Source organism: Sphingosinicella microcystinivorans, assembly GCF_027941835.1.
Taxonomy (GTDB): Bacteria; Pseudomonadota; Alphaproteobacteria; order Sphingomonadales; family Sphingomonadaceae; genus Sphingosinicella.
Window position 1 is genome coordinate 314,691 of record NZ_CP116005.1, and the last position, 19,044, is coordinate 333,734.

Annotated in this window: 20 protein-coding genes and 1 pseudogene; 5 read left to right on the forward strand and 16 right to left on the reverse strand. The window is 60.5% G+C overall.

Annotated features, from left to right (window positions below):
* Positions 1–35: 35 nt before the first annotated feature.
* The 4 genes from PE061_RS01390 to PE061_RS01405 form a co-directional block, all read right to left on the reverse strand.
* Positions 36–2,120: a TonB-dependent receptor domain-containing protein gene (locus tag PE061_RS01390; RefSeq protein WP_271257449.1), complete on the reverse strand. Its 2,085-nt coding sequence runs from the start codon at positions 2,118–2,120 to the stop codon at positions 36–38.
* A 26-nt stretch (positions 2,121–2,146) separates the two neighbouring features.
* Positions 2,147–2,779: an SCO family protein gene (locus tag PE061_RS01395; protein WP_271257450.1), complete on the reverse strand. Its 633-nt coding sequence runs from the start codon at positions 2,777–2,779 to the stop codon at positions 2,147–2,149.
* On the reverse strand, positions 2,754–3,278 hold the full coding sequence (locus PE061_RS01400; protein WP_271257451.1) for a copper chaperone PCu(A)C: 525 nt from the start codon (positions 3,276–3,278) through the stop codon (positions 2,754–2,756). Before PE061_RS01400 ends, PE061_RS01395 begins: the two co-directional genes overlap by 26 nt.
* Positions 3,279–3,347: 69 nt before the next feature.
* Complete coding sequence (locus tag PE061_RS01405; protein WP_336297015.1) at positions 3,348–3,758, reverse strand: DUF2946 family protein; 411 nt, start codon at positions 3,756–3,758, stop codon at positions 3,348–3,350.
* Positions 3,759–3,885: 127 nt separating this feature from the next.
* Between PE061_RS01405 and PE061_RS01410 the strand changes: the two genes are divergently transcribed.
* Positions 3,886–4,218 (forward strand): hypothetical protein, encoded by a 333-nt coding sequence (locus PE061_RS01410; RefSeq protein ID WP_271257453.1) that lies wholly within the window; start codon positions 3,886–3,888, stop codon positions 4,216–4,218.
* Between the two features lie 110 nt (positions 4,219–4,328).
* On the opposite strand, the gene katG is transcribed toward PE061_RS01410, so the two are convergent.
* Complete coding sequence (katG, locus tag PE061_RS01415; protein ID WP_271257454.1) at positions 4,329–6,434, reverse strand: catalase/peroxidase HPI; 2,106 nt, start codon at positions 6,432–6,434, stop codon at positions 4,329–4,331.
* Between katG and PE061_RS01420 the strand changes: the two are divergent.
* Positions 6,425–6,745: pseudogene (locus PE061_RS01420) on the forward strand (ATP-binding protein); the annotation flags it as partial. The gene katG and the pseudogene PE061_RS01420 sit on opposite strands and share 10 nt — an antisense overlap.
* Before the next feature lie 230 nt (positions 6,746–6,975).
* On the opposite strand, the gene PE061_RS21715 reads toward PE061_RS01420, so the two are convergent.
* The 11 genes from PE061_RS21715 to PE061_RS01470 form a co-directional block, all read right to left on the reverse strand.
* Positions 6,976–7,164 (reverse strand): hypothetical protein, encoded by a 189-nt coding sequence (locus PE061_RS21715; protein ID WP_420794358.1) that lies wholly within the window; start codon positions 7,162–7,164, stop codon positions 6,976–6,978.
* Positions 7,165–7,230: 66 nt separating this feature from the next.
* Entirely contained in the window at positions 7,231–7,329 is a 99-nt protein-coding gene (locus tag PE061_RS21720) for a transposase family protein (RefSeq protein ID WP_420794359.1), read from the reverse strand.
* Between the two features lie 364 nt (positions 7,330–7,693).
* Positions 7,694–8,131 carry a cytochrome C gene (locus tag PE061_RS01430; RefSeq protein WP_271257456.1) on the reverse strand — a complete coding sequence of 146 codons (438 nt, stop codon included), beginning with the start codon at positions 8,129–8,131 and terminating at the stop codon, positions 7,694–7,696.
* A 4-nt stretch (positions 8,132–8,135) separates the two neighbouring features.
* Positions 8,136–8,594: a c-type cytochrome gene (locus PE061_RS01435; RefSeq protein WP_271257457.1), complete on the reverse strand. Its 459-nt coding sequence runs from the start codon at positions 8,592–8,594 to the stop codon at positions 8,136–8,138.
* Positions 8,595–9,161: a methylamine dehydrogenase light chain gene (locus PE061_RS01440; protein WP_271257458.1), complete on the reverse strand. Its 567-nt coding sequence runs from the start codon at positions 9,159–9,161 to the stop codon at positions 8,595–8,597.
* A gap of 10 nt (positions 9,162–9,171) precedes the next feature.
* On the reverse strand, positions 9,172–9,786 hold the full coding sequence (locus PE061_RS01445) for a thioredoxin-like domain-containing protein (RefSeq protein WP_271257459.1): 615 nt from the start codon (positions 9,784–9,786) through the stop codon (positions 9,172–9,174).
* A 1-nt stretch (position 9,787) separates the two neighbouring features.
* Positions 9,788–10,318: a MauE/DoxX family redox-associated membrane protein gene (locus tag PE061_RS01450; protein ID WP_271257460.1), complete on the reverse strand. Its 531-nt coding sequence runs from the start codon at positions 10,316–10,318 to the stop codon at positions 9,788–9,790.
* Positions 10,319–10,328: 10 nt separating this feature from the next.
* Complete coding sequence (locus PE061_RS01455; protein WP_271257461.1) at positions 10,329–11,480, reverse strand: amine dehydrogenase large subunit; 1,152 nt, start codon at positions 11,478–11,480, stop codon at positions 10,329–10,331.
* 237 nt (positions 11,481–11,717) lie between these two features.
* A complete protein-coding gene (locus PE061_RS01460; RefSeq protein WP_271257462.1) occupies positions 11,718–14,027 on the reverse strand; it encodes a TonB-dependent receptor in 2,310 nt (769 codons plus the stop codon).
* Positions 14,028–14,088: 61 nt separating this feature from the next.
* A complete protein-coding gene (locus tag PE061_RS01465; RefSeq protein ID WP_271257463.1) occupies positions 14,089–14,298 on the reverse strand; it encodes a N,N-dimethylformamidase beta subunit family domain-containing protein in 210 nt (69 codons plus the stop codon).
* Positions 14,299–14,420: 122 nt separating this feature from the next.
* A protein-coding gene (locus PE061_RS01470) for an IS3 family transposase (protein WP_271255801.1) occupies positions 14,421–15,780 on the reverse strand; the annotation gives its coding sequence in 2 pieces (ribosomal slippage) (positions 14,421–15,435 and positions 15,434–15,780; 1,362 coding nt in all).
* Positions 15,781–15,849: 69 nt separating this feature from the next.
* Between PE061_RS01470 and PE061_RS01475 the strand changes: the two genes are divergently transcribed.
* The 3 genes from PE061_RS01475 (at position 15,850) to PE061_RS01485 (ending at position 18,928) form a co-directional block, all read left to right on the forward strand.
* The gene (locus tag PE061_RS01475) at positions 15,850–16,899 is read left to right on the forward strand and encodes a type IIL restriction-modification enzyme MmeI (RefSeq protein ID WP_336297025.1); all 1,050 of its coding nucleotides are present in this window, start codon (positions 15,850–15,852) and stop codon (positions 16,897–16,899) included.
* Positions 16,900–17,005: 106 nt separating this feature from the next.
* On the forward strand, positions 17,006–18,628 hold the full coding sequence (locus PE061_RS01480) for a hypothetical protein (RefSeq protein ID WP_271257465.1): 1,623 nt from the start codon (positions 17,006–17,008) through the stop codon (positions 18,626–18,628).
* Positions 18,629–18,739: 111 nt separating this feature from the next.
* Positions 18,740–18,928, forward strand: a complete 189-nt coding sequence (locus tag PE061_RS01485) for a helix-turn-helix domain-containing protein (RefSeq protein WP_271257466.1) — start codon at positions 18,740–18,742, stop codon at positions 18,926–18,928.
* The last annotated feature ends 116 nt before the right edge of the window (positions 18,929–19,044 follow it).

Here is a 19,044-nt window from a genome sequence, read left to right on the forward strand (position 1 = left end):
TCGGCCAAAGGCAGGCCCGCCCCGCACAGGCACCGTCAGTTCATCGCCCAACGCAGGCGCATGAAGGCGGAACGTCCCGGTCCCGGCAGACGCGCGCCCAGCGGAACGTCAGAGCCGACGATGCGGTTATAGCCCGCAAGATGTTCGAGATACTGGCGGTCGAACAGGTTCTCGATACCGAAATCGAGGCGCAGTCCCTCGCGCACCAGCCAATGGCCATAGAAATTGGCCAGGACATAGCCCCTGCTCGCCGCCTCATCGTTGGTGGATGACACCTTCTTCTGCGCGGCCACCGCCTGCCCCTCGATCGACAAGGACCAGCGCGCGGTCTCCCATGCCAGCGCAAGACGTCCGTTGGCCGGGGCCATGCGATAGAGATTGTCGGCCACATCGCGACGCCTGCCCCGCACATAGCTCGCCACGCCGTCGATCCGCATAGGGCCAGCGATCTTCGCGCCAAAGGCGATGTCCGCCCCCCAGATTTCCGCATCGGTATTGGCAAAGCGCAGCGGCGTGGCATCGCCGCTTGCCTGCGAGACCATTTCGACCGGTGTGTTAACCACCCCAGGCGTGGCGTCATAAGGCACGCCCTGGATGAAATCGTCGATACGGCGGTAATAGACGACCGGCCGTGCATAGGTCGTTGCCCCAGCCCAATCGAAGCCGAGTTCCGCGATCCACGCCTTTTCCGGCCGGATGCCGGGCGTGCCGACATAGATGTTGCCATCGGCAAGTCCGCCGCTGGCCTCGGTCGGCAGCCAGGAAAAGCGTTCGATCAGGCTGGGGGCACGGGTCTTGCGGGCAAGCGTCAGGCGCGGGGTGAACGCCCCCAGTTCCGCCCACAACCGCATCGAGGCATCGAGGGTGGTGCCTGACCATTCCCGGTCGGCATTGGCAAAGGCCAGCGCCAGACCTGCGGGACCAGCAGGCACGCCTGGACCAAAGCGCGGCGCCCCGGTTTCGGCGCCGTGGCGGTCCACCCGCACACCGAGTTCGGCCTCCACCGGACCGGCACCGGTGCGCCATTCGGCAAAGGCGCCCAGCCGATCGCTGTGTGCGCGGTCCAGCGGATGGATGAAGAAGGCCGGCGCCAGCGGATTGTAGAGCATGTAGCCCTTGTCGATCAGTTCAAAATCCGCACCGATCCGCAGGTGGCGCTGTGCCGAGCCGAAGCGCAGCGACACATCCGCGCTCATGGTGTCGGCATAAGTGTCCGACTGACGGGTCATGGCAAGAGCTGGCGCGGGCCGCTCTTCATAATTGTTCATGCGGTGGCTGACACCGGCATAATCGGCGTGCGCTTCCAGCCGGACACCATCCGCGACATCGCCCGCAAAGCCGATCCGGGCGAAGTCGGTGTGGAAATAGACGATGTCCATCGCAAACGGCGGATTGCCCGAACGCCCGGTTTCCTGCCGGCGGTATTCGAGGCTCAGTTCACCTGCTCCCGTGCGCAATCCGGCATGAACGCCATAGACCGCGCGTTCATAGCCCGTTGTGGCAATGCGACCGCCGGGAAAGCGCGTGTCGTCGCCCTTCTCCCACGATGCGATCACGCCGAAGCGCAGGCTGTCGCTGGCCAGCCCGGCCATGCCCCCCAGTGCCACGCTGTCATCGACGCTGCGGTACTGGCCCGAGATGTCGACCTGCGGCGACAGGTCCTGGCCCTCACCGAACCGCACCTGCTTGAGCACGGTGTTGATCCCGCCGCCCAGCCCCGGCCCATCGCGCACCGGCGAAATTCCGCGCGCGATCTCCACCCGGTCGATCAGCGCCATCGGCGCGTAATGCATGGCCGGGTCCATGGCGTTCGGCCCGCCGGTGGCGAACTGCTGACCATTGATGCGCAGCGCGATGCGTTCCCCGAACAGGCCGCGCATCTGCACTTGGCCTGAAAGCGTGCCGTTATCGACTAGCGCGGCACCGGGCTGGCGGGCGATGAACGCCGCGCCGTCCGGGCTGGTGGCGTGCTCGTCCTCGGCTGCGGCCGCTGCATCGAGCGAGGTAATCCGCGGCGCGGTGACGACGATGGTCTCGGCCGAAGGCGCCTCGCCCTCAGCGGCAAGGGCCGAAGTGGTGGAGGCAAGCGCCATCGCGATGGCGAGCGTGGAGGTTTTCATGGGTCTTGTCCTTGAATCGTGAAACGTCAGCCGATCAGGCGCTGGAGCTTTTCCAGCGCGACCTTGTCGGCTTCGTGGTGATCGATGGTGCCGGCGAACTCGCCGCCGGCTGTCATGAGGTAGATCGCGGCGGTATGGTCGATGGTATAGTCTCCGCCCTCGGTCGGCACCTTCTTGACGTAAACGCCGAAGCCTTTACTGATCCGGGCGAGTTGGGCATCGCTGCCGGTCAGGCCGATGATCGGCGTGCCGAACAAGTCGACATAGCTACCGATGTCGGCGGGCCGGTCATGGGCCGGATCGACCGAGACGAAAACGATGTTGAACTTCATGCGGTCTGCGCCAAGCTGCTTCCTCAGCCGTGCCATGCGCGCAAGACTGGTCGGACAGACATCGGGGCAGCGGGTAAAGCCGAAGAAGATGGCATAGGGCTTTCCCGCCAGCGTCTTGTCGGTCACCTGCGTGCCGTTGCGGTCGACCAGCGTGAATGGCCCGCCGAACGCCCCAGCGAAGCTGGAAGACGGCGCGGGCGGCGAGCGGTCCTTGCTGCCCCACAGAGCCAGCCCGAGCGCCGCGACGACAAGAACCGCAAGCCACAGCACCATGCGCAGGCCGCCACGGCCCGGTTTAGGCTCAATGATGGCCATGATGGCCTCCATCCGGCCCCATCGCGCCGATCGGCTGCACAGCCAGGCGGGCGGTTACCGTTCCCGCCCTAGCAAAGCGCAGTGTCACCGGCACAGTTTCGCCCCGCCGAAGCGGCGCCTTGAGGCCCATGAACATGATGTGGAACGAACCTGGCCGAAGTTCGACCTTGCCGCGCGCGGGTATGGCGATACCGCCCGCTACCGGACGCATCCGCATCACTCCGCCGTCCATCGACACGGTATGGAGCTCGACCTTGTCCGCCACGCCGGACGCGGCCGACAGCAGGCGGTCCGCTCGGTTTCCGGCATTGTCGATGATCATAAAGCCACCGCCTGCCTTCTGCGCGGGGGCGGTTTCCCGCGCCCATGCATCGGACACGGTGATGGAAGCAGTCCGATAAGGCTCGGCGGCAATCGGCGTGGACGTAACGGTGCTGAGCGCGGCTACGGCAAGGACAGGGGCAACGCCACGATGAACCGCGCGCGCGGCGCGGCAAGCGATGGTAGGCATGGGAAGTGCTCCGGCAATCCGGCGCGCACGAAAAAGGCACGCCGGGCGGTCTGACAATCAGGCGGGAAGTCAGGCCGGAAGCGGCGGTCCGCGCGAAGGTGGTCGGATATGACAGGAGCGGCGCAACGGCTCTGCCGCTTGCCGCAGGAAGCCCAGCGCCAGGATGAAGGCCAGCGCCAGTACCAGAAGTTCCGAATCGGCCCCGAAATGGGCAGCCGTTGCAAGCGCCGTCCACGCGCAGGTGGCATCGGACTTGCCGTGATCGGACTGCTCGCCACCCGCACTGCCTTTCAACGGGATGGTCATTTGCCGGGTCAGTTTCCCGCCCGAGGCATCGGCGCAAATCTCGATGGTGATCAGCTTAGTGGTTGCTCCGACCATGAATCCGGCCGGCACCAGCGCCTTCATGCACAGCGCCAGGGCCACCAGAATGGCAGCCAGGCAGCGATGTTCGCGAAGGAGGCGACTCCATGTCCTCATCGCGGGTTCACCTAGTCTCCCGGCCTGTCGATGTCATCAGGACAATGGCATCTCATCGACGAGGACGTGATCCGCAACCGGATACCCAACGACCCATCTGCCCATCAACTTATCTGAGGGTCAGCAGATGATCGACGACCTGTTTGCGCCGGGCGGAATCCGCGATCCCGGTGAAAGGCATCCTGGTTCCCGGCACCATCCTTTGCGGCGCGGTCAGCCAGCGATCAAGCGTGGCGGCGTTCCAGGTCAGTCCCGACGAACGGAGCGCCGCACTGTAATTGTAACCTGGCAAGCTGCCGGCCCGGCGTCCGGCCACCCCGGCAAGACTCGGTCCAAATACGGTCCTGCCCGCTTCGATCGAATAACAAGCCGTACACTGCGTGAATGCGGCGGGCCGGACGGACTGGACTTCGGCCCGGCCTGGGCCAGCACTGCCGAACGCAACTGCCATGACGGCTGAAGCGCACAGGGTCCAGAAAGTTGCGCGCATCGCGGCACCTCGTTTGCCTGGAAAGCCAGGAGTGACGGCAAGGGAATGCCCTGCCGTCACTCCTCTGCAGGAAGGCGGGATCAGAAGCGGTCTGCGTCCATTACCTTGGCCCAGGCCGCAACGAAGTCGGTAACGAACTTCTGCCTGGAATCATCGGACGCATAGACTTCCGCGACCGCGCGCAGTTCGGAGTTCGACCCGAAGATCAGGTCGACCGGGCTCGCCGTCCACTTCGCCGCGCCGGTAGCGCGGTCCTTGCCTTCATAGAGGCCGGGCGTACTCGCCGACTTCGACCAAACCGTGTCCATCGACAACAAGTTGACGAAGAAGTCATTGGAGAGTGTGCCCGGACGACTGGTAAAGACGCCCGCAGTGGAGTTGCCGGCATTGGCGCCAAGCGCGCGCATGCCGCCCACCAGCACGGTCATTTCCGGCACAGTCAGGTTCAGCATATCGGCCTTGTCGACAAGTGCCTCAGCCGGACCGAAGTCGGAATTGGCCGCGTACCAGTTGCGGAAGCCATCGGCCTTGGGCTGAAGATGATTGACGGACGCCACATCGGTCTGCGCCTGCGTGGCATCGACCCGTCCTGGCGTGAACGGCACGGTCACGTCCTGTCCGGCAGCCTTGGCAGCCTGCTCGACCGCAACATTGCCGCCCAGCACGATGAGATCGGCAAGGCTGACCCTCTTTCCGCCAGTGGCGCGCTTATTGAAGTTTGTGCGGATCGCTTCCAGCCGACCAAGAACCTTCGTGAGTTCCGCCGGGGTGTTCACGGCCCAGTTCTTCTGCGGCTCAAGCCGCAGCCGCGCACCATTAGCGCCGCCGCGCATGTCGGTCGCACGGAAGGTCGAGGCAGAGGCCCAAGCCGTGCGCACAAGTTCGGCGGTGGTCAGCCCCGAACCCGCGATTTCGGCCTTGAGCGCCGTGACGTCGGCATTGTCGATTGTCGCATAGTCAGCCTTGGGCAGCGGATCCTGCCAGGTGAAGGTCGCGCTGGGCACGTCCTTGCCAAGGTAGCGGGCCTGCGGACCCATGTCGCGATGGGTCAGCTTGAACCAGGCCCGGGCGAAAGCATCGGCGAACTCCTGCGGGTTCTTGTGCCAACGCTGGGTGATCCTGCGGAACCCCGGATCCTCGCGCATCGCGATGTCGGTGGTGAACATGATCGGCGCGTGGCGCACGTCAGGCCGATGCGCATCGGGTACCAGGCTCGCGGCGGCCGGATCCTTGGGAACCCACTGGACGGCACCTGCCGGGCTGCGGGATTTCACCCACTCGAAGCCGTAGAGATTGTCGAGGTACTGGGTGGTGAAGGCGATGGGATTGGCCGACCAGGCGCCCTCGAGCCCGCTGGAGACAGTGTCCTCGGCATTGCCCTTGCCACACTTGTTGGTCCAGCCAAGGCCTTGTTGCTCGATTGGGGCGACGCCCGGATCACCGGCGACACATTCCTCGGGCTTGTGCGCACCGTGCGCCTTGCCGAACGTGTGCCCGCCAGCAATCAGGGCTGCAGTTTCCTCGTCATCCATCGCCATGGCGCCGAAGGCACGGCGGATGTCCGCGGCCGCTGCCAACGGGTCGGGATTGCCATTCGGGCCTTCCGGATTGACGTAGATGAGGCCCATCTGGGTCGCGGCAAGTGGTCCCCTGAGGTTGCCCTTCTCGTCGCGGCGCTGGTCCATCAGCATCTTGGTTTCCGGCCCCCAGAACACGAGGTCGGGCTGCCAGGCATCGACACGGCCGCCGGCGAAGCCGAGGGTCTTGAAGCCCATGTCCTCCATGGCGACGTTGCCGGTCAGCACCATCAGGTCACCCCAGGACAACTTGCGACCGTACCTCTGCTTGATCGGCCAGACGAGGCGTCGGGCCTTGTCGAGGCTCACGTTGTCGGGCCACGAATTGAGCGGTTCGAAGCGCTGCTCACCGCCATCCGAACCTCCGCGGCCGTCACCGGTGCGGTAGGTGCCGGCGCTGTGCCAGGCCATGCGGATGAAGAACGGGCCATAGTGGCCATAATCGGCCGGCCACCAACTCTGCGAGGTGGTCAGCACCTTGCGGATGTCGGCCTTGACCGCGTCGAGGTCGAGGGAGGCGAATTCGCGCGCGTAGTCGTAGTCGGCGCCATAGGGATTGGACTGCGCCTCGTTCTGGCGCAGCGCCGAAAGGTCGAGGTCTGGTGACACGCCTCGAAGAGGAGACCCGGATCGGCAAAGGCGGGACCCTGGCGGCGCAGCTGTCGCGGCTCGACCTGATCGTGCTCGACGAGCTCGGTTATCTGCCGTTCGCCCGCTCGGGAGGGCAGTTGCTGTTCCACCTCATCAGCAAGCTTTATGAGCGGACCAGCGTCATCATCACCACGAACCTCGCCTTCGGCGAATGGCCGACCGTGTTCGGCGATCCCAAGATGACCACGGCGCTGCTCGACCGCGTCACCCACCACTGCGATATCGTCGAGACGGGCAACGACAGCTGGCGCTTCAAAAACCGCAGCTGACAGCCACCTTCGGCGCCTTCAAAAATCTATCTTGCGCTGCGCGCGCCTCCGGTCGGGCTACGCCCGCCCTCCGCCGCACGCAGCGCAAGGCCATCTTCAACAAACCAGCATCATATTATCCGAAAAGGGGGTCCCTCTTCGACGCCGATCGGGGGTCCCTTTTGAACGCCGTTTGACAATCCTGCGCAAGGCCGCGTTCAATGCAATCGTTCATCTCACGCCAAATTAGTTCAAGCCGAACATCCCAGATCAGCGCCATGCAGCAATATCTCATTCGCACGCTTCATCTGCCTGCCGACGCGAACGATCCGGAGCATCGTGTCAGCGTTGACGCGCATGCTCAGCCGTTCGATGAGGTGCGCGCCCGCTTCACCGCCAAGGGCAAGGCCAACCGAACGCTGGATATCGCGCAGCCGCATCGTGGGACGAGCGTGACTGCCAGCGAAATCCTCCGCACGCTCGGCGAAAATGCGCTGCTCGCAACGTCAGTTGACACACCGCAACCGACGGACGCGAACGCAGAGCGTAATGGGGCGGCCCTGCCATGGTAGATCGGCAATGCGCCGCTGATATCTGCTGTGCATCCGTGACTATACACGCCAACAACTCGGGCACCGCGGCGCAGACAACCGCGATCGGCAATTGATGACAATTCGCTCGGGCTCGAGAATGACCTCCTCCACGATCAGCTAACGTGGAATGAGTGGCGGGATGCGCTTGGCCACGGTTCGAAAGGCTCCCTCTATGGAGCCTTGATGAATCCACCGGATTCATGGTTCGTACACGCTGCCTGTACCGAAATTGGGGGAGAACCCACATCTGCGGAAACTTCAGTACCAATTGACGCACATTACCCGAAATAGGCTGAGCCGGATCGCCTTCACGTTCAAAACGCCGTCCGAAAAAGAATCCAGATCATCGGCGCTTCTCCCAAGACCATGTAAATGTTTATTTCTCGATCTCGTCCATGATCTGCGCACGAACCGTCATCGAATCGGTGATGAGCGGCTGCTTGCGCAGCGCTTGTACCTCTGCGGCAGTGTACGGCTTGAACGTACGCGGCATGTTGGCGGGATCATAGGTCTGTACTACCCAGTTCAGCAGATCGGCCACCCTTTGGTCAGACAGCGGCGCAAACGCAACCCCGGGGACACGGCCGAGGAAGGCTCGGCCGTGTTGCAAGTGCAGGAAACGAGACACATTGCTCGCGAGACCCGGCACACCACTGCCCGAGCCCGAGCCCTCGGATCGGTGGCAACCCTGGCAGTTCATGATCCAGTCTTGCCGGGTCTGCCCCTCATTTTTGACGCCAGGCAGCGGCGCAGCTGGACTTGCAGAAGCCACCGCCGCCAGCAAAAAGGTCGCAATGACACGCCACCGGATCATCGCTCTATCGCCCTCCAAGCGACTTCGGGCGCAGCGCAATCACATCGCGCGCCCGCAGCTTTGCATGTTTCTCCCGAATTGCCCCGACCTCGGCGACGCTGAACTTCGTCCAGGTTGGCGGAAGGCTTTTCTTGTTAAAATTGTCGAGGATGAAATTCAGCACGCCGGCGAGTTGCTCATCCGACAAGCCCGATCCCTGCGGCGGCATCACGCCGCTGTAGGTCGTACCTTTGACATTGATCGGACCAGTCAGGCCGGCATGAACTACCATTACCAGATAGTCTCGCCCGGCCGGCGTTGCCGCCAGCGGACCCAGCCGGTCAGTCAATCCCGGATAGATGCCAGGGATTCCCGCGCCGGTCGGCAGGTGGCAGCTCGCGCATCTTTTGTACAGGCCGGCGTTGTCGGCGCTTGCATCAGACGCGACGAAAAAAGCCGCCAGCAGAAGCAGGAGTCGGATCATTCAGCCCTCCTGCGCCAAAGCCAAGCCGACGACGGTCGCGGTCGAACATGTGTACATGCTGCTCTTGGTGCCGATGCACCAGAGATACTCGCTACTCGACTGCGGACGGATCGAGGGCCGGTCCTTGGGATTGTTCGGGGCGCAGGGGCAGCGGGTGCAGTTTGGCTTCCCACAGCAATCATTGTAGGAAATGATGTAATGCTTGTTGTCTACCGGATTGAGACAGGTACCAATCCAGGACATCGGTGACATTTCTGTCCCCGGCGGACAGGCTGCCGGACCGCCGCCGCAGCAACTGCACAAGGTTCCGCCAACGCCGCAGTAGCGCCAGTAATCGCAGCTCGTCACGTCGCCCTCTTCGCCTGGATTGGTAGTGAAATCAGGAGCGACGCCGGGATAGCTTTCCTTGGGTTCTCGCGCCTGTGCGGAGGCGCGCGCGATCGGGAGCAAGGGAAGCGCGGCACCCCCCACCAGTGTGAGGCCGAGCCGTCCGAGAAAGCTGCGGCGCGAGCTTGACCGCGCGACACCGCGTAACGTCCGTTCGGAGAATTTGTCGAATATGTTCATTACTTTGCCCTCAGTGCGCAGCGCCGGAGTGTTTTTCGAGAAAGTCCTGGATCGTCGGTGTGCCGAGCGTCCTCGCCTCGAACAGGCTCTCCAGATGCTCGCGTGAGTTGACGAGGCCAAGCGCGCTGACCTTTCCGCCCTCGTCGATCAGCACTGCATAGGGCAGTCGGCTGACACCATATGAACGGCCCAGCGTTTCCGACCGAACATAGGGGAAGTCCTGGAGTCCGTTTTTCTTTACGAACGCCCGGTGCTCGGCATCATCTCCGCCATCGCTGGCCAGGATGACATTGAGCCACGCCCGCTCATGCTGGCGGATCGACTTCAATACGGGGAGGAGCGTCTTGCAGATCGGGCAGGTCGGCGCGAGGAAGAAGATGAGCTGGCTGGTCCGCACCTTGTCCTCCCCTTTGCCGATCGACAAACGCTGCCCGTCGAGCGTCTCCACCACGATAGCCGGTGCCGTGGATCCGCCTGACAGCTTCTGGTTCACCGTCAGTGCCCCCACCGGTGCTATACGCTCGTAAAGTGCGCCGACCTGTCGCACCAGCGCCAGGCAGACCACTGCCAGACAAGCGACAAGGAGCCAGAGAAGAATTTGGGAGACGGCCAGACCCTCAATCATCCTATGCGTTCTTTTCCATAAGGGCCCGGTTCGATAACAATGCCTCAGCGGCCAGATAAAGGAAGCCGAGAACGATGACAGCGGCGGCAGTCTGTACCAGATCGAACCAGATCAGCGGGCGGCCGGTCATAGGCACCAAGGTCAGCAGTGCGAGACAGATGAGAATTGCATTCCGCGCAGGATGTAACCAGCTAAGACGAAATCCGCTCCGTCCCAGCGAGCAGCCGCAGTCGATGTCGATCAAGCCACGCGACAGGTTAATACTCATCGCAACAGCATAAGTGCTGAAAATTAAAGCGGCCGCCCATCCCGCCCACGGTTGCGCGAAGGGCAGCAACAATGCCACGCCGATCAGCAACTCGCCAAGCGCCAAAAACACGCTCGCAGCAGCGACCAGGCGATTGGGCAGGAGATGATAGGCCGAAACCGCCTGGATAAAGGCAGTGCGATCGACAAGCTTATGCCGTGCCGACGCCAGCAACAGGCCACTCAGAAACAGCGAGACCACAATGTTGAATAACGGATCAATCATGTGATGCACCTCACTTCACCGCGTAGAGCGAGAAGGGGGTTATGTCGCGCCATCCACCGATTCGGCGGATAAACTTGCCGCTGTCTGCGGCATAAACATCAAGCTCCTGATCTGCGTTCACTACCGCCAAGAGTGCCTCCTGGCCTCTCGTCGCCTCAATCACGCGCCCTTCCTTGCGAAGCGGGATACGCATCAGCCTTGTCTGCGAAGACACGTCGTAAACCCAGACTTCGCCGCCGCCGGCGCCATGTTCACCGTCGCGCGCACCCTTTCGCATCAGCACGTAGAGCCGCCCGGCGCGATCCGCGCTGAGCACTTGCGCCCCTGATGGACGCCAGGACTCCTTCGCATCAGCCGCATCCAGCAGCGACCATGTCTTAAGGATCGTCCCGGCGCCTCCGGCCAGCCCCAACGGCTGGACGTGTCCGCGAAAGCTAACAAAATAACGCACATCGTTGACGAGGGCGCTGTCCATGAACAGCGGATCCTTGTCGATGTCGTTGAACACTTTGCTGACGTTCTCACTCGCCAGCTTGCCATCGGAATCGAGGGCGATAGCCGCCATCGAACCATTCCCGCACAATGTGATAAAGCTGCGCGGCCCCATCGGGTAGATCATCGTGCAGCCCGGGATATTAACCTCGCCGACCACGGCCCGTTTTATGAGATCCACCACGGTGACCGATGCCGCAGGGGTGAAATTATAGACAAGACCAAATTGCTCGTCGCCGCTAAGCGTGAACATGGCCTTGCGGGGCATCATCAACGCACGCTTTTCGGCGGGCAGAACGATCTCGGCGATCGGATTGAGCGTGGCCTTGTCATAAACGACGATGAGGTCAGTGCGCTCTCCATAGGTCCCGCGCGAATAGACAGTCTCATTTGCATAAAGTTCGCTACGACTCTTCGCTTCGGCGAAATTGCCAAGTAGCGACGACTGAATCGATCCCTTAAGATGTCGATTGGCGGAAGCCGCATCCACGATGAGCGTCTGCCCAATCATACCGTTATGAGCATTGCTTTCGTGGACGAACAACCAGGTATCCGGATAGCTGCTAGGAAGCGAGGCAACGTTCGGCACCGGATCGGCGGGAACTTCCGCATTAAGCGCCACCGGCAGCAGCATGACCACCAATGCTATGGACTTCTTTACAAGATGCATACGCCCCTGCTCCCGGAACATTTCGTTGCTGCGCTCTCCGCCCGTCGGCCCAACTTTTCCGCCGCAACATGAGGTTTGCGCAACTTATCCCACCTTTTGCCATCTTAGGGGCCTTCGCGGGCTCCGCTTTTGAAAGTGACACTCTTTTTTTTGCGTAGTCGAATAAATTTGGATCTTTTCTCGCCTCCGCACCGAACGGTGCCACCCCGCCCCTCTTAGAGGGCGGGGTGGGTACTCCTAGAAATGCACCCGCGCTTCTAAACCGAACGTGCGGGGTCGAACAGTGGAAGCCGTGCTGAGGCCCTGATCAAGATTATAATCGATGAAGGGACGCGAATCGAAAACATTATTGACAAAGAGGCGATAGTCTACGCGTTCGGTCTCAAGCAGGATTTGCGCATTCGCAAGATCGTAACTCTCGCGGAATTCGGCGGCATTTGGAATGAGGCCCGCGACTCCGCCAGCATAGACAACCGGCAGGTCCCGATTGAAGGACCGTCTAGCCTTGTCTTGATACTGCCAGTCAGCACGGAACGTCAGACGCGTCGTGGCACCAAGATCGACACCATAAGCCGCAAAGGCGCTCAGCATCCATTGCGGAACGGACAGGATCTCGTCTCCCTTCAGCGCGGGTGTCCCGGGAACCGCTCCAGTGATCTTGGCATTCATATAAGTTGCGGTACCGCCGATGGATAGACCTTCGGTGGGCGCAAAATTGGCCTCAATCTCGGCGCCCTTAATCCGTGCCGAGCCGACGTTATCGGTAAAGCTGAAGCCGCAACTCGACATCGCGATCTGCTGCTGGATTTTCTTCCAGTCCGTGTAAAAGGCCGCCGCATTGAAAGTCAGCCTGCGGTCAAGAAACTGGTTCTTGCTTCCCACTTCATAAGTCCACAGATTGTCTGACTTAAAGCTGTCGGGCGTGTCGGTCCGGCCGAGCCGGTCGAGATCGCTGCGGCACAGGTCGGCATCGATCTGGAAGCGGTTGGGGCCGCCGACACGGAAGCCCTTGCTCGCCGACGCAAAGAGCAGATTGTCCCGTGTCGCCTGATAGGACGCAGCGAATTTCGGATTGAGGCCGTTCTCGCTGTTCTCACGGCCTTTGAGCTCACTCTCACCGCCGTTGAGCGGCCCGGATCCAAACAGGTCGATCGTCTGCTTGATTCCGAACATGCGCAGGCCGACCGTCAATTCCAGCTTCGGAGTCAGCTTGTAACTCACCTCTCCGAAAGCTGCATATTGCCGTTCGACATCGTTGATATCGCCGAAATAGCCGATCTCTGTACCAAGAATGGGCGTGCCGCCATAGGTCTGGACCGTCTGATCGAAATGAGCCTTCTGCCGTGAATAATAGAGACCCGCTATCCAGCGCCACTTGTCTTCTGGAGCACCTGTTGAGGCGATGCGCAGTTCCTGCGTCAACGTTTTGGTCCTGATATGTGCGAAGTTGAAGGAGTCATAATCGTAGAGGACGGGCAACAGGTTGCCGAGGAAGAAACTGTAGTCGCGATCGATGCCCATGCTGCGGTCGAAATAGCCCGTCAGCGAGGTAAATTCGGCACCCTCAAACTGTTTGCGCACCGACAGCCTGTAAATACCACTTTTGTCGGTCGTGGGGCCTTCGATCCGGTAGGATGACTGGAGACCGGGAAGATTGGTGAAGAACAGAGTCGGATTGTCGAGCTTGTAATCCTGATAGAAAGCAGAGGGGAGGATCGACCAGCTGCTGTCCGGTTCCCAAAGCGCCGACGCTCGCAGTACGAAAGTGTTAGACTCGTTGAAACCCTTCTTCGCGAGCGTGCTCTGGGATGGATGGCGGAGCGGGTCAAAAGATTCCGTCGGGCCGTTAGTGCTGAACCGGGGATTCAGAGCTTCGCCATTGGCGATATTGTCGATGAACCCACCGTCACGGCGATAGGCGGCGCCCAAGCGCACGGCCAGGACATCAGTAATGAGCGGAATGTTAACGATTACCTCGCCATTGTAGGATGGTTCGCCATACCTCGTCGTGGCAATACCGGCGGCCGCTTCGCCCTCGAAATCCAACAGACTCGGTCTGCGGCTGACATATTTGATCGCGCCACCCATCGAGCTGCCACCATACAAAGTGCCCTGTGGCCCCTTCAGAACTTCCACGCGCTCGATGTCGAAAAACAGAAGGTCAGCAGTACCCGTGAAGACATTACCGCCTGTAACCAGCGAAATGTCGTCAAGATAGAGGCCGACCGTCGGCGCCGTCGCTACGGTGCTAACACCGCGAATATTATAAATACTCTGACCACGGTCCGCGCCGGAGAAGGCGACGCCAGGCGTGCTGAGCAAAATATCCTTGAAATCCCTGGCACCCATAGCATCCAGCTGCTCGCCACTGAGCGCAGTGACGGACACGGGCACATTCTGCAAACGCGCCTCGCGCTTCTGCGCGGTCACAACGATGTCCTCAGCGCCGCCCTCCTCTTGAGCGAGTGCTGCGCCAGCCATAAAAACTAGAGCCAGACTTGTGGTCGATGCAAGAAGACGAGAGGAAAAATTCAAATCTTTAATCATGATATGCTCCTGTTCTGAAAGCCAACTTTGGCTGGCTTTCCCCACCTCTTTGTTTTGCACGTTATTTGAACCGAAGCGGCTTCCGGTCGCTGAAGCGCCGGAGGACGTTTTCGGTTATTCTTGCGATGTCATTGTCATAATCGTTGTGACTGAGCGCGCCCGGCCAGGACATCGATCCGACGCTGAAGACGGCGCCGCCATTAGGTGTTTCGAAGAACACCATGTCGGCCGCCGGCACAGGTGCATTCGCCCGATATTCGGGTGCGATCATGCTTCCGAATTTCTTGAAGTCCTTCGCCTGCGCGAGATGAAGCGCATGTGTCCGTCGTCAGAACATTTGGCGCAACTCGCGGCGTAAATTAGCGGAGCGCGGGCCTCGTCTGGGGGCTGATATTAGGCGGCGAGCTTGCGGTGCAGCAAGCGCCGATGTTCGATGGTCTGTCGTTTGATCCTTTCGCGCTGTTTGATGATGGCAGGTGCCCTGCCGAAGTAGGCGTCGGCTGGCGTCACGTTGCCGAGGCTTTCATGGTATCGGCGGTGATTATAGTGGTCGATGAAGGCCTCGATCTGGGCCTCCAGATCGCCGGGCAGGAAGTAATTTTCCAACAGGATGCGGTTCTTGAGGGTCTGGTGCCAGCGTTCGATCTTGCCCTGGGTCTGAGGATGCATCGGGGCACCGCGGACATGGCTCATGCCGTTGGCGCCGATCCATTCGGCCAGCTCTTCAGCGATATAACTGGGACCATTATCGCTGAGCAGCTTCGGTTTTTGCACGACCCTGGCCGAAGAACAACCCGAGGCTTCGAGCGCCAGCTCCAGCGTGTCGGTGACGTCCTCGGCACGCATGGTGGTGCACAGCTTCCAAGCGATGACGTAACGGGAGAAGTCGTCGAGCACGGTCGACAGATACACCCAGCCCCACCCGATGATCTTGAAGTAGGTGAAGTCGGTCTGCCACATCTCGTTCGGCCGTGTCGTCTTCGTGTGGAACGCATCGGCCGCCTTGATCACGATGAAGGCCGGGCTGGTGATCAGGTCATGGGCCTTCAACAGACGGTAGACCGTGGCTTCCGACACGAAGTAGCGCTTCTCGTCGGTGAAGCGCACCGCGAGCTCGCGGGGTGACAGATCGGTTGTATCCAACGCCATGTCGATGATTTGCTGCTGGATATCATCGCCGATGCGGTTCCACACTCGGCTTGGAGCCGATGGCCGATCCTCCAGTGCCTCCGGGCCGCCCTCGAGGTAACGGTCGTACCAGCGGTAGAAGGTTCTGCGCGGGATACCGAGCTGGTCCAGCGTGCGTTTAGCCGGCAGGTGCGATTGCTCGACGATCCTGAGGATCTCCAGCTTCTCGGATGCGGGATACCTCATTCGCCGCCTTCCCCATCCGCGATCATGCTTTTTTGAGCAGACGGTTCTCCAGCGTCAGATCGGCGACGCATTCCTTCAGCGCACGGGCTTCGCGGCGCAGGTCATGCACCTCGCCGGTGGTCGCGGCACGGGCGGTGTCGCCCGCCAAGCGCCGCTTGCCCGCTTCCATGAACTCCTTCGACCAGGTATAGTACAGGCTCTGCGCTATGCCTTCCTTGCGGCACAGCTCGGCGATGCTGTCCTCGCCGCGCAGCCCTTCCAGTACGATCCGGATCTTGTCCTCTGCTGAGAAGTGCCGGCGTGTCGCGCGCCGGATATCCTTCACCACCCGTTCCGCAGGGGGCTTGGCCGATTTTTTCAAGGAGGATTTGGGCTTCATCTTCGTTCCTTCGTCACTACGACGAAGCCCAAATCCTCCTTACTTCACAACCTCAAATCTGTGCCATTGGTGCTGACGGCGGACAATCCCGACATCAAGGCTGATCCAGTGGAAAGCCACCATTCGGCGCTGACAGCATATCTCTTTGATGCCAAAACCGTCGCGAATCGCCACCTTGTAGTTAAAGAGGAGAACAGTCCTATCAATGGCGCAGATAAGATAATCATCGGCTCAAAACCAATCGACGGTGGTTATCTCATCTTTGACGCTTTTGAGCGGGAACAATTGCTATCGGCAGAGCCGGGTGCAAGAGAACACTTGCGTCCTTTTATAGGTGCTCAAGAGTTCATAAATGGCGGAATGCGGTGGATAGCAACCTTACAATCTGTTCCGCCGGAGGAGTTGCGTCGTCTACCGCAACTTATGGCCCGCGTTTCTCTTGTGAGGCAGTTTCGACAAGGTAAGGTTTCTGCCAAAGGTAAAGACGACGATAAAAAATCCCCGCCCGGCATTTCCGCTCAGGCCTTGGCGGCGACGCCTACCGCTTTTCACGTTACCGTCATTCCGGAACGACCCTTTTTAGCAATACCTGAAGTCAGTTCAGAAAGACGGGAATACGTACCGTTTGGCTGGCTTGAGCCGCCCATAGTACCGAGTAATAAACTGCGCTTGTTACAGGGTGCAACTCTCTGGGACTTTGGGATTCTAACAAGCAGATGCCATATGGCTTGGCTGGCGCATGTTGGCGGCCGCCTTGAAAGTCGCTTCCAATACGGAATCGGGGTTGTCTACAATACATTCCCTTGGCCGGACGCATCGTCAACTCAGCGCGCCAAGATAGAAATTTTGTCCCAAGCGGTGCTGGACGCCCGCGCAGCGCACGCCACATCCAGCCTCGCCGACCTTTATGATCCAGACACCATGCCCGCAAATTTGCGAAAGGCTCATGCAGCCCTCGATACGGCTGTGGACCGGCTTTATAGGCCCGCCCCCTTCGCATCAGACCGAGACCGCGTAGAGCATCTTTTCGGGCGCTACGAAGCGCTGGTGAACCCCTTGGAACGGCTGGGAATTGCCAAGAATCGGCGCGTAGCGAAAAAGGCGGCTGAACGGGACTGAATAGCCTTGAATGTTCCCGGTGTGTTTCCAGATGCGCAGGGGCTAGGACGGTGATAAGGCAAGCGCGCTTCCCGCTCACCCCTTCGGAACTGTCAGGGAGGCGGATTTGAGAGACAACTGGACACCGATTGAGAAGGCGGGAAAGTACGGCGGTCCATTCGTCCTGATTGACCGAGAACCGATTATTCGCCGCTTACAAGATGGCCTGATTGCCTCGCGTGTCAAACTCGCCGTGACAGTGCATCGACCCAAAATTTTCGCCGATACCTCCCATATTGAGGACCAATTGGCGGCGGCCATAGCTGGCCAAACCTACCGATTGGGCGATCCCATCGAGGAACGACAATCGGATGTTGAACTGCCTGCTGCCTATTGGACCAACGACAAGCTCGGCCATCCTTGGCTCGACCTCTGGCATACTGGCGATGCCCGACTTGAATCAAGGGATGGCAATGAGCGGGCTAGCTTCTACGGCCTTCAATTGCTGGATACGGCTAGCGACGGCGATCAGCGGGAGAAGCGCCCCAAGCTAAATATGAAGCTCGAAAATGAACCGCGCGATCAGACCGAAATCGATGATCGGAAATGGCTGCGAATATCGAAGGCGGTTCGCATCTTGCATCGTATCCTGAAAACCCGGCTGGCGGGGCAGGAACCGGCTCCATGGATCAATCCGCCTGCCGATCCATTTGACGCGGATTGCGCAAATACAGCGCATCGACACAGGCGTACTGCCCGCACGACGCTCACAATGCGCCGCGCATTGCTATCCGGCGATTTGACTGCGCATCTGGTGAGCGATCGTCACTCTGTCCCACTTCCCGGCTGGGCTTGGGAAAACGCAAGCGCAGCGGAAAACGCTTTCAACTTCAATTGGCTGCCAATCAACCCATTACAGGACCATGGCTTGCAGAAATTTGCCGATTGGCGCTGCTTCGTCTCGCGTGCCGAGTTCAGCGCCTGGGTCTCGGCACGGGAGTTTGCGGACATTGGCGACCTGCCAGCACTCCCCGCCCCATTTGACCGAGATTCGCAGCCCGATCAGCTTTCCTATCGGGAGCCACCCGAAAGGTCGTTTATCGAGCTAACTCAGGCTTTGACGTGGATTGCCTTTGACATCTCTCTGAGCCGTGACGAGTTCAATTTCATGGAGTCATGTCGATTTGGCCCGTTTGCACGGAAGGACTGGGCCGACACCTTGCGCACTGCGATAGCCCGATTTGCCGATCAGGCCAGCGCCGGAAAGATTTGGGTACGCGGGCGGTACGTCGCGAACTACGGCGATCATTGTGCCGCCGATCGGACAAACACCGACTATCTGTCGGACACGCAGTTGCGGGACTTTGCTTGCTTTGACAGCCTCTATGGGGGCCTTGAGCGTGGTGTTGGGCTGGTGTGGGAAGCGAGCGTGCTGGAGCGCGCCTTTGAAGGGCGCGGCGACGGCTGGCGCGACGTTCAGGTTTCCCGTGCCGAATTGCTCGATGCGTTTCCGCCGAATGTTAGGGGACGGAAAGACGTGGGGGGGATTGTGCCCCCAAACCGCAAGCTCAATCACGCTAAAATTATCGAGCAGGCCGCGTCCATGCTAGCCGCTCAGCCGGGTATCTCGAAAGGATCGGCAGCAGCCTCAATTGTTGCTGAATTGCCGTCTAATCCGAAGTCCGGCAAACCGAGGGACACACGACACATCGAACGCATGATTGCGCATCTATGGGAGGGGGGACTTTAACAATCCCCCCGATAAGCCGCATTCCCCCGGTTCAAGGTCGGCCAAATCCGTTCTAATTGGTCTCCCCACGAAGCGAAGGCACTCCGCCTCTGCAAAAGTGGGGCCAAAGAAATGCAGTCCACCAGAAATGACCCAACCAAGATCGCCTACAGCATCAAGGAAGCTGCACAGGCATCCAGTCTAGGGCGAACATCGATCTATAATCACATTGCTTCCGGTCGCCTGCGTGCTGTCCGGATAGGCGGTCGCACAATCATCCCGGCCGAATCCCTTCACGCCCTGATCGCCGGGGAGGCGTGAGCCGTGACCCAGAAAAGCGAAACCCCGCACGGTGGCGGGGCGTCGCGGAATAGCTGTGGCGGCTGGTTCCGTGACACTTCTAACCCTCCAGCGTTGCAGGCGCAATTCCTGATCGC